This is a genomic window from Bifidobacterium sp. KRGSERBCFTRI (assembly GCF_025908335.1).
The window spans coordinates 2,354,228-2,366,282 of record NZ_CP109653.1 but is presented as its reverse complement, the minus strand read 5'-3'; the positions used below and the strand labels follow the sequence as shown (position 1 = coordinate 2,366,282).

Annotated in this window: 10 protein-coding genes and 1 pseudogene; 7 read left to right on the top strand and 4 right to left on the bottom strand. The window is 60.8% G+C overall.

Features of this window, described 5'->3' with window-relative positions; translation table 11 throughout:
* Positions 1 to 831, top strand: a pseudogene (locus OGI63_RS10235) (hypothetical protein); the annotation flags it as partial.
* Here the strand turns inward: OGI63_RS10235 and OGI63_RS10230 are convergent.
* Both OGI63_RS10230 and OGI63_RS10225 read right to left on the bottom strand, forming a co-directional pair.
* Complete coding sequence (locus OGI63_RS10230) at positions 813 to 1,469, bottom strand: response regulator transcription factor (RefSeq protein WP_004217574.1); 657 nt, start codon at positions 1,467 to 1,469, stop codon at positions 813 to 815. The pseudogene OGI63_RS10235 and the gene OGI63_RS10230 overlap by 19 nt on opposite strands.
* On the bottom strand, positions 1,466 to 2,632 hold the full coding sequence (locus OGI63_RS10225) for a sensor histidine kinase (RefSeq protein ID WP_004217575.1): 1,167 nt from the start codon (positions 2,630 to 2,632) through the stop codon (positions 1,466 to 1,468). The genes OGI63_RS10230 and OGI63_RS10225 overlap by 4 nt, the downstream gene beginning before the upstream one ends.
* Positions 2,633 to 2,778: 146 nt before the next feature.
* On the opposite strand from OGI63_RS10225, the gene OGI63_RS10220 reads away from it, so the two are divergent.
* Genes OGI63_RS10220 through OGI63_RS10210 form a run of 3 tightly spaced genes read left to right on the top strand, consistent with a single transcriptional unit; the run spans position 2,779 to position 6,373 of the window.
* Positions 2,779 to 3,768, top strand: coding sequence for an ATP-binding cassette domain-containing protein (locus tag OGI63_RS10220; RefSeq protein WP_004217576.1), 990 nt, complete (start codon positions 2,779 to 2,781; stop codon positions 3,766 to 3,768).
* A gap of 33 nt (positions 3,769 to 3,801) precedes the next feature.
* Positions 3,802 to 5,082, top strand: coding sequence for an ABC transporter permease (locus tag OGI63_RS10215; protein ID WP_004217577.1), 1,281 nt, complete (start codon positions 3,802 to 3,804; stop codon positions 5,080 to 5,082).
* A complete protein-coding gene (locus OGI63_RS10210) occupies positions 5,069 to 6,373 on the top strand; it encodes an ABC transporter permease (protein ID WP_014483038.1) in 1,305 nt (434 codons plus the stop codon). Before OGI63_RS10215 ends, OGI63_RS10210 begins: the two co-directional genes overlap by 14 nt.
* Before the next feature lie 124 nt (positions 6,374 to 6,497).
* On the opposite strand, the gene OGI63_RS10205 is transcribed toward OGI63_RS10210, so the two are convergent.
* A complete protein-coding gene (locus OGI63_RS10205) occupies positions 6,498 to 7,523 on the bottom strand; it encodes a dihydrodipicolinate reductase (RefSeq protein WP_004217579.1) in 1,026 nt (341 codons plus the stop codon).
* Positions 7,524 to 7,784: 261 nt separating this feature from the next.
* On the opposite strand from OGI63_RS10205, the gene OGI63_RS10200 reads away from it, so the two are divergent.
* Positions 7,785 to 8,570 carry a Bax inhibitor-1/YccA family protein gene (locus OGI63_RS10200; RefSeq protein WP_004217580.1) on the top strand — a complete coding sequence of 262 codons (786 nt, stop codon included), beginning with the start codon at positions 7,785 to 7,787 and terminating at the stop codon, positions 8,568 to 8,570.
* A gap of 85 nt (positions 8,571 to 8,655) precedes the next feature.
* On the opposite strand, the gene OGI63_RS10195 is transcribed toward OGI63_RS10200, so the two are convergent.
* Positions 8,656 to 9,420: a GTP pyrophosphokinase family protein gene (locus OGI63_RS10195; protein WP_004269158.1), complete on the bottom strand. Its 765-nt coding sequence runs from the start codon at positions 9,418 to 9,420 to the stop codon at positions 8,656 to 8,658.
* A 114-nt stretch (positions 9,421 to 9,534) separates the two neighbouring features.
* Between OGI63_RS10195 and miaB the strand changes: the two genes are divergently transcribed.
* On the top strand, positions 9,535 to 11,025 hold the full coding sequence (gene miaB, locus OGI63_RS10190; protein WP_004269157.1) for a tRNA (N6-isopentenyl adenosine(37)-C2)-methylthiotransferase MiaB: 1,491 nt from the start codon (positions 9,535 to 9,537) through the stop codon (positions 11,023 to 11,025).
* Positions 11,006 to 12,040, top strand: coding sequence for a tRNA (adenosine(37)-N6)-dimethylallyltransferase MiaA (gene miaA, locus OGI63_RS10185; protein ID WP_004217584.1), 1,035 nt, complete (start codon positions 11,006 to 11,008; stop codon positions 12,038 to 12,040). Before miaB ends, miaA begins: the two co-directional genes overlap by 20 nt.
* Positions 12,041 to 12,055 lie beyond the last annotated feature (15 nt).

Sequence of the window (12,055 nt, the reverse complement as noted above, 5' to 3'; positions counted from 1 at the left end):
AACAAAGGCATCCCATTGCAGCGCATCGCAGGCTTCCACGTCGACGGCGACGAGCAACGACTCGCCATGCTGCATCTGCGCGGCGAACTGTCGATCGACAGCAATATGAAACGCCTGCTGCTGATTCGTGCGAACGAGCAGCTGGCAGGGGGCCGTATCACCCGACCGCGTAGTCTCAATGCGGTGCCGCTCATTCCCGTACGTATACAGTCGGGGTCGGATTTTGCGGATTGGCCTGCCGGTCAGTGCGATTACTGGGCGGAGCGCATAGGCAACTATGTGCTCACCCAATCCACCCGCAAATCGATGGAGGGACTCGACGACTTCCAGACGCGACGAGCCCGCATTCTGCGCAGCCCAAGCTCACGCCAGTTCCCGTTGACGCGCGTGATCGGCGAACTTGAGAAGCTGACGCCGCAGTTCCTGCAATTGCGGCAGCACCAGATCGTCGAGCTGATCGCACAGGCGTGGAACATCAATCCGGGGGAGCTGGGATCCTTGGCAGAGCCGCAGGGGCAGTCCGATCGCACAGGCACATCCGCGCATCGCAGTCGACGCACGTCGAAGCGTGTGACGGTGGGCGAAGTGGTGCGCGCCGGTCTGCTCACGGTGGGGGACCGATTCGTATGGAACCGCCCACGCAAGCACGAGATCTGGCGTATCACCGTCACCGAGTCTGGGTTCCGGGGCGAGGACGGCACCGAATATGCGACGCCGACGTCCGCCGCCCGCGCCATCGGAGGTTCCTCGGCGAGCCTGAACGTATGGAAGCGGGAATCCGACGGCCGTGCATTGAGCGATATCTGGAAGACCTATCGCACCTCGATGTGATGGTCATGGATGTGACGGTCATGCGACGTCAGCCATTCGATGGCGAGCTTCGTGCGGTTCGAGATGTGCGTCTTCGCCAGAATGCCGCTGATGCGGTTGCGCACGGTGCCCTCGCTCAGGAACAGCTTCGCCGCAATCTCACGATTGTCGAGCTCCTCGGCGACCAGCTCGACGATGTCATGCTCCCGGTCGGTGAGATGCGCGAATCTGGGATCATCCGGTAATGGGGACGCCTTTGGTTCCTCCACATTCCCGGACGCATCGTGCATCGGCAGGTTGCGCAGCACGTCCGCGCCCAACACCACCTGCCCGGCCATGACCGCCTGCACTGCTGGAATCACCGAAGCCACGTCCTGTTTGATGAGATAGCCTTTCGTGCCCAATTCGATGGCACGGCGAATGTACTCCGGGTCGGCGAAAGTGGTGAGCACGAGAATGCGCTCGCTGGCTTCAAGGCCGTCGGTGCCCGGCATCTGCACGTCGATGAGCAACACATCCGGTTTCTGACGTGCATAGGCCACCACGGCGGCGGCCCCGTCATGCGCAGTCCACACGACCTCGGCGGTGCCGGTGGTCGTGAGGATCGTGCCGATGGACGAGCAGACAATAGGGTCATCGTCAACAATCGCGACCTTCATCGCATATTCCTTTCCGCTGTTTTCGGGACGGACATGAACACGCGCCAGCCGCCGTTATGGTAGCCGCAGGTGGCTGTGCCATCCAATGCGCGCGCCCGTTCCTCGATGTCGGCGATTCCAATGCCCATGCTCGCCACGCGGCCGCGTTCCGGTACGCCGCCGTTGCCCTGCACGATCAGCTGCCACAACCCCGGCAAATCAATCAGATGCACGTGGGCCTCAGAAGCTGCGCTATGCCGGATTGTGTTCGTCAACGCTCCGCGAATCACGGCCGTGAATGCATGTGCCACATGGGAAGGCACGGCATCGATGGCATTGGAGAGGCGAATCTCGACATCAGATTGCTTGGCGGTGGCCATGGCATCCTCGACCATCGCCCGAAAATCAGTGCCTTCGTCTTTGAGACCATGCACGGATTTGCGAATCATCGTCATCGCCTCGTCGAGGGTATGACCAAGCTGCCCGAATTGATCGGCATGCAGCGTGTCACCGGTGCTGGTGGCAATCACTTGGTCCGCATTCGTCAGCATGATCGCACGAGTGAGCAGATGTCCCACATTGTCGTGGATCTCGCGTGCGATGCGTGTGCGTTCGGTGAGCCGCGCATGCTGCAGGTCCGCCGACCTGGCGGATTCGACATCGGCGAGACGAGCGCGCGAACGGCGGATACGTTCCCGTTGGTCGTCTGCCAACGATTGGAAGCACCGTTGTCTTCGTTGCGCGAGTGCGAATACCCAGCCGCCGAGAACTGCGAGGGAGGTGAGCGCACATAGAATCCAAAGGGCCATCACGAGCGGCGAGGTGGCTGCGGCTGACAGATCGTGCAATGCCGGACTGTGCTGACCGGCCACGATTCCGCAGACCAGTGGGGGGACGCAGACCAGCATTTGGAAAGACCTGCCCAACGACTGCACCCGCAATCCCAGATCGAAGCCCACGATCGGCATCAGCGCGATCCATTGCGGAACAAACAGGCAGACCATGCAGAACATCATGGCGAGTGCGATCCAGCATCTGAGGGGAGCCAGACGGATCAACGAGCAGAGGATCACGCAGAACAGCAGACCAATGACGAAGGTGGTATCGGTGTCGCCGCTCAGCATCACCGAGAACAGCACGCTGACGACGAACATCAGCGCATGAGCTCCCACGGAGATGATCATGCCGTTGTCTCTCCCCTCCTATTCTGTTCCATTGTTCATGACAACAGGGCGAATGTCATGCCGAATGGTGACAAATGTCACCATTCGTACAAAAACGGTGATTCCTGGCACCGTGTCGGCCGTTGCCTGTTCGGCAATATGGAGGCATGAACACAGCAGAGAACAACGTACAGCGCGATGCCGCACCAGCGATCGAGGTGCGCGAACTGGTGAAACGATATGCCGACAAGCTCGCGCTCGACTATTTGAACATGAACGTGCGCACTGGGGAGATTTACGGATTGCTGGGGCCGAACGGTTCCGGCAAGACCACCGCGATCAACTGCATTCTCGGGTTGCTCACCTATGATTCGGGCCAAATCCGTGCATTCGGCGGCAAGATGGGCCCCACCGCCTACGACCTGAAGCGCAGGATCGGCGTGGTGCCTCAGGACGTGGCTGTATTCAACGAGCTCACCGTGCAGGAGAACATCGAGTACTTCTGCTCGCTGTACGTCGCTGACAAGATGAGACGTGCGCGGCTGGTGGACGAAGCAATCGAATTCGTGGGACTCGAGGATTACCGCAGATTCCGCCCGCGCAAGCTCTCAGGAGGTCTGCCGCGCCGATTGAACATTGCATGCGGCATAGTGCACCAACCCGAACCCATCTTCTTCGACGAGCCGACGGTGGCGGTGGATCCGCAAAGCCGCAACTCGATTCTCGAAGGCATCAAACGGCTCAACGAGCGTGGCGCGACCGTCGTGTACACGAGCCATTACATGGAGGAGGTCGAGCAGATCTGCGACCGCATCCAGATCATAGATCACGGCCGTCAGATCGCCATCGGCACGGCCGACGAGCTCAAGCGCATGATCGAGGCCGGCGAGCGAATCACCGTCGAAGCGCCGGCGTTGAGCGCGAATGAGGCCCTGTGCCAACGGGCCGTCTCGATGTTGGGTGACTTGGAGGCTGTGCACGAGGTGACGTTCGAGAACGACGAGCTCGTGGTGGTCTGTTCGCAGGGCGAGCACAATCTCATCGATGTGCTGCAGGTGCTGCGCTCGCTCGACATCCCCATGGGGCATGTGAGCTCCCGTGCGCCGACGTTGAACGACGTGTTCCTCGCCCTCACCGGGACCGACCTGCGCGATTGAGCGTGCGGCACATACGACGAAGGAGGTGAATACATGTGGAGTACATTCCTCAACACCATGCGCGTGAATCTGCGTGAGAAGAGTTCGGTGTTCTGGCTCTTCTGCTTCCCGATCATTCTGTCGACGATGTTCATGGGCATGTTCGGCAACATCGGCGAGGTCTATGAAATACATACGATGAGGTTCGCAGTGGTCGCGGACGCGAACTTCTGCAGGGCGACCAACGCGCGTCAGATGCTGCATGCGATGCAGCGGAATCCACTGCGGAACGAGGGCTGCGGGAACGCCATGGAAGGCGCTGCGCCCGATACGGCGTCCGGGCAGGTGGGTTCCGAGCTCAGGAACCTGTTGGAATTGCAGGCCGTGTCAAACGTCAAGGAGGCCAAGGGCCTCATCAACGCCGACCACGGGGTGCGTGGCTACATCAACGCCACGGAAGACGGGCTGCTGAACCTGACGATCAGTCGTGCCAGCGTCGCATCCGTCAACGATGACACCGGAAATTCCGGCTTCAGTGCATCCCTCAACATTCTGCATGGTGCCGTAGGCATGTTCAATAGGCGAGCCATCACCGTGACCGAGCTGCTCAACACCGATTCGGGCGTGTTCCGTGATGCCACGTTCACCAAGGAGATGGGCGATACCCCGACGTTCACGAAAGTTGTGAGCCCCACCCATTTCAAGCCGACCGAATCCGTCCGATTCTACTATGCGCTGCTCGCCATGACCGCACTCATGTCGATGACCTTCGCCACCACGACCGTGTGCGCCACGCAGGCGAATCTTTCGGCGCTTGGTATGAGACGGTCGCTGGCCCCGCTCTCCAAGTTCAACCAGCTCATGGGAGGTTTCCTCGCCAGCTGGCTATGCGCATCGGTGTCGATGGTGGTTGCGACGCTCTACGTCCATTTCGTGTGCAAGGTCGATTTCGGCGGCCGTTGGCCCGTGCTCGTCCTGGCGCTGCTGCTCGCGTCCCTTACCGCCAATGCGCTCGGCACGCTCATAGGATCGTTGCCGAAGCTCACTTCCGGCGTGAAAATAGGCATCACCACCGCGCTGTCGTGCGTGCTCTCGATATTCAGTGGACTCTACGGCACCGGCGCAATGAACCTGAGCGACTGGACCCAACGCAACGCCCCCGGATTCGCCATCGTCAATCCCACCCAGCAGATCACGAACCTGTTCTACGACTTGCTCCACTACGATTCCTACGCCCCGTCCCTACGCACGTCGGGCATTCTCCTCGCAATGACCGTGCTCGCTCTGACACTGTCCACGATCTTCCTCAGGAGGCAACGCTATGAGCACCTTTAGAACATGCTGGCGAGTCCTGTTCGCCCAACGAACCATGATCCTCGTCTACATCGTCTACCTGAGCCTCATGATGTTCGGGCTGTCCTGGAGCATCATCCAGAACCTTTCGAACACCGACAACTCCACCACCTATGAGACGCTGCGACCCGAAGTGGCGGTGGTCGACCGGAATGGGGGCGTCGGCTCAGGGTTCTCGGATTCGCTGAGGAAATTCCTGTCCAAGGACTGCGACCTCGTCGATGTGGGCACCACCTCCCAGGACCTGCAGACCGCTGCGGCCTCAAACTATGCCGACCTCATCGTCATCATTCCCGAACACTATGTCGATGACCTGGCTGCGGCATTCACCTCGGATTCCGCCGTCCCCGAGCTGCAGATGGTCACCAGCTTCACCGGAGCCTACGGCTCCCTCGCCAAACTGCAGGTGGAGGATTTCCTGAACCTCACCCGGATGACTGCGCTTGCAGATGCAGCGTCGTCGGGTTCCTCCGTTAGCGTCGCCTCATTGAATGCGGCGGCCGGTTCGGTGATCGCGGATCTTACCGGCAATGCCGACGCCTACCCGCAGATCGCCATCGCCGAGGACCCGGCAGGGACCGACGACCGGGAGGCGAACGGACGGTACGCGTTCCAGACGATGATGGACATGGGAGCCTATCCGATGGTCGCGGCAATGTTCACGATCACCGCAATGACGATGGGATCGTTCTCGGGGGCAAGGGTACGCAGACGCATGTATGCCTCACCGCAACGCACCGGTTCGATGCTGTTCCAGCAGTTCGCCTGTTGTGGCTTGTTCGGTGTGCTCGTGAGCCTGTTCTATCTGGCGCTCGCCCTGGCTCTTCCGGTGGCGGCCGGCTTGCCGATCACCGGCGTCGACCCGAGGGGATTCCTACTGTGCGCATTGACGATGGTCGCCTATAGTCTCACGGCCGCGGCCAGTGGCTTCATGGTGAGCATGATCGCCGTCAACAGTGCGGCAATCAACGCGATCGCCAATGTGTATGGTCTGGTCATCATGTTCACCTCGGGCATGGCGTTCCCGGTGGATCTGATGCCCAAGGTGATGATCGTCATAGGCAAATGCACCCCGGGTTGGTGGTTCTGCCGGTCGATCAGCGCCGCGATGAATTCCGAAGGCACCGTGAGCGTATCCAACTGGTTCCCGGGTATTGCGTTGGTGCTTCTGTTCGGCGTGGCGTTCATCGCATTGGGACTCGCCTTGTCGCAGATGCGCCGTCTGCGCCCGAATCTTGCGGCTCCGGCCTCGACCCAATTGGCCGAGGTCTAGCGAAACAGGCGAGGGCATATCTGAGGGGCAGAGGCGCTTCGTCAAGGTGTCTGCGCGCTACGCGCGTAGCACGCTCCTCAGCGCCGCTGCCCCTCAGATATGCCCTCGCCTGAACCGGAGCGTGTCAGGCGACGTACATCGCCGCAGGGTAGGAGAGATGGTTGATCTCAGGCAGTTGGTCGACCGTCACATAGCCTGCCGGCGCATTGAGCACATTGGGGATGCGGTTGACCATCGTGGCGCAGGTGTGCTCCACAGTCGCTGGTTTGACCACATGGAATTCGGTGTCGGGTTCGCCTTCGATTCTCCAATCGCACATATCGCCGTCGTCCGGCCCATACACCTTGCCGATGCATGAGGTCTCGATGGTGAGTCCCTGCATCGTCTCGGTCGTGACGACCGCCGACATGCCGATGCACACCCCCGCCGGAATCGTCTCGCCCATCGTCTCCGAATACACATCGACATCGCTGAAGTAAGGCACCGCACGCTGCGTCTGCGACTTGATCGTCAGTCCGAGCCTCTGCACCAGCGATTCATTGGAGTTCCACACGTATGACGGCACCACCTCGTCGGGATGCGCCAGCTGCTCCTCGAACTGCTCGGCCGTAAGACCCACGCCGTGCGCTTTGGCAAGCGCCAGGCCGTAATCCTCGACATTGTAGCTGGTGGCGCCGCTGATCTTCGTCATCGAATTGCACCCGCCTGCCACCTGGGCCACCATGTTGATCCAGAAGATGTCCTGCATCCCCGAGCCGACCATGGTGGCGCCGTTCTCCTTGGCGATGCGGTCGAGGCGGTTGGTCACGGCCGGATTCGTCGTCCACGGGTAGATCGCCTCCTCGCAGGTGGTGATCACGCTGATGCCGCGGGAGAGACATGCCTCGCACATCGGTTCGATGTCGTCCATGAAGCTGAACAGCGTGACGACCGCAATGTCCGCATCGCATGAGTCGAGCACGGCGTCGGCGTCATCGCTGATCGTCACGTTGAGCGGTCCGATTCCGGCGAACTCGCCGACATCCATGCCCACCACGTCGGGGTTCACATCGATGGCACCCACAATCTGCATGCCTTTGTCATGCATGTACCTGACGGTGTACTTGGCCATCTTGCCGCAGCCGAATTGGATTGCGCGAATAGGTTCCATAACCACTCCTTTGCTTGACGGCCATCACGCCTCGTTGCGTGTGCGGGCCGTGCCTCCCACTATAGCGGACGAAACCCCGCCGGCGTCCGGCTTCGCGGAACCTCCATAATCGGCAGGCCGTCTGCGGAATACCTGCGTTCCATGGCTGTTGCCTACAATGAGTGAAGATGCATATGCTCCCAGCCGGCTTTCAGCCTCCTCTGGGGGTATTCCCTGCACGAACAGCCTATACTGTTAGCACATACGACAGAAGGAACGAACATGACTTATGGGCAGCAGCCTATGAACGGCTCGCCATATGGCCAGCAACCATATGGGCAGCAACCGATGAACTATGCCAACACGATCAATGTTCAGGCCTCGCAGTCATACGAGCGCGCCGAGCATGTCTCGGTGACGCGCGCATACGGCGAGATGTGCCTGGGCCTGCTCGTCACCGCCGCCATGGCGATCTTCACGCAGATGAGCGGCTTCTACATGCGCTTCCTGCAGGCTACGGGCGGCATGGGCATGTGGATCCTCGCCATCGTCGAGATCGGTCTGGCCATATATCTGGGCATGCGCGTGATGAAGATGTCCACCACGGCCGCCCGCGTGTGCTTCTACGTGTATGCGGCGCTGATGGGCGTCACGCTGAGCACCATCTTCCTGGCCTACGATCTGGGCACCATCGGCATCGCATTCCTGGTGAGCGCCGGCTTCTACTTCGCACTCACCATGTTCGGTCTGACCACGAAGGGCAACATGCTCAAGGCGGGTCCGATCCTCATGATCGCACTGGTCGTGCTCATCATCGCCGAGGTGATCATGATGTTCGTGGCGCCGAGCAACACGATGCTCAAGGTGGTCACCGCAATCGGCATCCTGCTGTTCGCAGGACTGACGATCTATGACGCGCAGTTCACGAAGAAGGCGTTCGCCGTCTATGCCTCGCAGGGACCGGAGGCAATCAAGAAGATCTCCATCCTGTGCGCGCTGAACCTGTACCTCGACTTCATCAACCTGTTCCTGTACATTCTGCAGGCGCTTGGATTGAGCCGCGATTAGAACCGACAGGTTCCGTCCGGGCACTCCCAACAGATGGGGCGACCGTGGAAACACGGTCGCCCCATCTGTTTTCCGCTGCGGAAGCTCACTGCCCCTTGAGCGTCGCATTGCGAATCGGGGAGTCCTCATTCGCGGTCGGTGCCTCGCCACCCTGCGGTGCGCCGTTGATGTCGCGATGAATCGTCTGCATCTGCGTCTCCACGTTCTGCAATGCACGCGCGCAGTCCAGCAGCGTCTGTGAATGCTCGGCGTGCTTGTCGTCGGGCAGATCGGTCTTGTAGCGCAGCGCATGCTCCAGACTCGCCCAGTAGTCCATCGCGATCGTGCGGAACTGCACTTCGACCGGCGTGTAATGCGCGCCGCTCGACAGGAACACCGGCACCGCATAGATCACATGCAGCGAGCGGTAGCCGTTCTGCTTGGGGTTGCGTATGTAATCCTTCACGCGCAGCACCTGAATGTCCGATTGCGCCGAGAGGTAATTCGCCACCGAATACACGTCGTCCCGGTAATTGCAGATCACGCGTATGCCAGCGACGTCGAACAGGTTGTCACGAATCGCCTCCACCGTATAGGGAAGGCCACGTCGGTCGAGTTTGCCCAGAATAGATTCGGTTGATTTCAATCTGCGTTCGAGGTGGTGGATTGGATTATGAGAGAACTGCACCTGAAATTCGGAGTCGAGAATCTCGAGTTTCGTGCTGATCTCGTACATCGCACCTTCGTAGATCTGCATCTGGTTGATGAAATCGGTAATCAGGTCGACGCCCCGTTCCCCCTCCTCGGTGCCGTCCAATCCGAGCGAATGCCCGGCCGCCGTCAGGCGGGCGCGGATCTCCGCGGTGTTCATCCGTTTCTGTCTGTCGAGTATCACATTGCCATTGTAGAAAACGAGAGCGAACAACGCGTGCGGAATCCACGTCCGGGCGACCCACTGTGCCGAGCTTCGGTTAGCATGGCCTCTATGAACGAAGACATGATGACGCCTGAGGAACGCCGCACGAACATATCGCAAGCACAGCATACGACGCAGGTCGAGCCCGGCGCCCCGCAGTACGGGGGAGCATCCGGCCGTGGTCGCGGTCTGTATTATGTGCACACGCTTGGCTGCCAGATGAACGTGCACGATTCCGAGCGCATCGCGGGCGTGATGGAGGAGAACGGCTACCGCCCGGCGAGCGAGGAGCAGTTCCTGGCGCACGATGTCGACGTCGTGATCATGAACACGTGCGCGGTGCGAGAGAATGCCACAGAACGCATGTATGGCACCATCGGCAAATGGAAGCGTTTCAAATACAGGAACCCGCATGCCCAGATCGCCATCGGCGGCTGCATGGCGCAACTCGACCGCGAACGCATCGCCAAACGTACGCCATGGGTGGATGCCGTGTTCGGCACGAAGAACATAGAGGACCTTCCCGCATTGCTCGATCAGGCCCGTGCAGCGCAACACACACAGGTGAAGGTGAACGAGGATCTCACGCTCTTCCCGAGCCAGCTGCCCGCACACCGCGCCTCCGCCCATTCCGCATGGGTGGCCATCTCGATGGGGTGCAACAACACGTGCACCTTCTGCATCGTGCCCACCACCCGTGGCAAGGAGCGCGACCGCAGACCGGGCGACGTACTCGCCGAGATCCGCGAGACGGTGACGAACGGGGCGAAGGAGATCACGCTGCTGGGGCAGAATGTGAACTCGTATGGCTATGGCATAGGCGACCGCTATGCGTTCTCCAAGCTGCTGCGCGCCTGTGGCGAGATCGAGGGACTGGAGCGCGTGCGGTTCACCTCGCCCCACCCGGCGGCATTCACCGACGACGTGATCGCCGCGATGGCCGAGACCCCCAATGTGATGCATCAGCTGCATTTCCCGCTGCAATCCGGATCCGACCGCATCTTGCGCGCCATGCGCCGCTCATACCGTTCCGAGAGGTTCCTGGGCATTCTCGCGAAGATTCGTGAGGCGATGCCGGATGCACAGATCTCCACCGACATCATCGTCGGCTTCCCGGGCGAGACGGAGGAGGATTTCCAGCAGACCCTGCGCGTGGTTGAGGAAGCCAGATTCTCGTCGGCCTTCACGTTCATCTATTCGCCGCGGCCCGGCACGCCCGCAGCCGCAATGGAACAGGTGCCCTATGACGTGGCCCTCGACAGGCTCGAACGTCTGCTCGCCGTGCAGGAGCGCATTACCGAGGAGATTCTCGAGAAGTTCGTGGGCCGTGACGTCGAGGTGATGATCACCGGTGTGACCGGGAAGAAGGATGCCGAGACGCACCGCTACACCGGTCGCGAGAAAACCGGCGTGCTGGTGCATGTGGGGGTGCCCGAAGGGCATGATGCACCGCAGATCGGTGATTTCGTCACTGCCACCGTCACCCATGCTGGCCGTCATAACCTGATTGCAGACCCCGATCTCGCCAAAGGACAGACCTATGCCATCCGCAGGAGTTGAGCGCCATGACGGCGCGCGTGTGATCTCGATCGTCGGCCCCACCGCCTCTGGGAAAACTGGCCTGGGCATCGCGATCGCCCGGAGACTCGCCGATCGTGGTGAACGTGCCGAGATAGTGAATGCCGACGCCTACCAGATGTACCGCGGCATGGATATCGGCACCGCGAAGGCGAGCGACGAGGAACGTGCGGCGGTCAGGCATCATCTGCTCGACGTGATTGAGCCGAGCGAGACGATGTCTGTCGCGAGGTTCCAACAGATGGCGCGTGAAACCATCGCCGATCTCAAGTCGCGTGGCATACGGCCGATTCTGGTCGGTGGCTCCGGCCTGTACGCCCGTGCGGCCATCGACGACATCTCCTTCCCGGGCACCGACCCGCAGATTCGGGAGCATCTGGAGGAGCGTGAGCGAACCGAGGGAGCCACGGCATTGTTCCGCGAGTTGGCGGTCAAGGATCCGCAGGCGGCCGAGCATATGGATCCGCGCAATCCCCGTCGCATCATTCGCGCACTCGAAGTGATCGAGGTGACCGGCAAACCGTATTCGGCCACGTTGCCCCGGTACCGTTATGTGATTCCGTCGGTGCAATTGGGGCTCGACCTTGACCGTGCCGATCTGGACAAGCGCATTGACGTGCGCACGAGGCAGATGTTCGACGGGGGCTTCGTGGATGAGGTGGCGCGTCTGCGTTCCCATCTGGGGCCAACCGCAGCCCGTGCGCTCGGCTACCAGCAGGTGATCGACCATCTCGATGGTCTGGTCGATTTGGACGACACCATGGCAGACATCGCGCAGAAGACCAAGCGCCTCGCCCGCAAGCAAATGGGATGGTTCGGCCGAGACCCACGCATCCACTGGCTCTCGGCATTGAACCCGGCTCTGGTCGACAATGCGATGGCGGTCATCGACCACGCCGACGCCGGCGACTACGATGCCATCGACATGCATGCACAGGAATATGTGCAGCATCATCTGGGCGATATTCGCCGGCCGTCTGGTGCGGGACCGGTCTGAGGTAGAATTCAACCG

What these genes read in the sequence shown, in the direction of transcription:
- OGI63_RS10230 (WP_004217574.1), bottom strand. Translation starts at nt 1,469, where the DNA reads ATGAAGGTCGCGATTGTTGACGATGACCCTATTGTCTGCTCGTCCATC.
- OGI63_RS10225 (WP_004217575.1), bottom strand. Translation starts at nt 2,632, where the DNA reads ATGATCATCTCCGTGGGAGCTCATGCGCTGATGTTCGTCGTCAGCGTG.
- OGI63_RS10220 (WP_004217576.1), top strand. Translation starts at nt 2,779, where the DNA reads ATGAACACAGCAGAGAACAACGTACAGCGCGATGCCGCACCAGCGATC.
- OGI63_RS10215 (WP_004217577.1), top strand. Translation starts at nt 3,802, where the DNA reads ATGTGGAGTACATTCCTCAACACCATGCGCGTGAATCTGCGTGAGAAG.
- OGI63_RS10210 (WP_014483038.1), top strand. Translation starts at nt 5,069, where the DNA reads ATGAGCACCTTTAGAACATGCTGGCGAGTCCTGTTCGCCCAACGAACC.
- OGI63_RS10205 (WP_004217579.1), bottom strand. Translation starts at nt 7,523, where the DNA reads ATGGAACCTATTCGCGCAATCCAATTCGGCTGCGGCAAGATGGCCAAG.
- OGI63_RS10200 (WP_004217580.1), top strand. Translation starts at nt 7,785, where the DNA reads ATGACTTATGGGCAGCAGCCTATGAACGGCTCGCCATATGGCCAGCAA.
- OGI63_RS10195 (WP_004269158.1), bottom strand. Translation starts at nt 9,420, where the DNA reads ATGAACACCGCGGAGATCCGCGCCCGCCTGACGGCGGCCGGGCATTCG.
- miaB (WP_004269157.1), top strand. Translation starts at nt 9,535, where the DNA reads ATGAACGAAGACATGATGACGCCTGAGGAACGCCGCACGAACATATCG.
- miaA (WP_004217584.1), top strand. Translation starts at nt 11,006, where the DNA reads ATGCCATCCGCAGGAGTTGAGCGCCATGACGGCGCGCGTGTGATCTCG.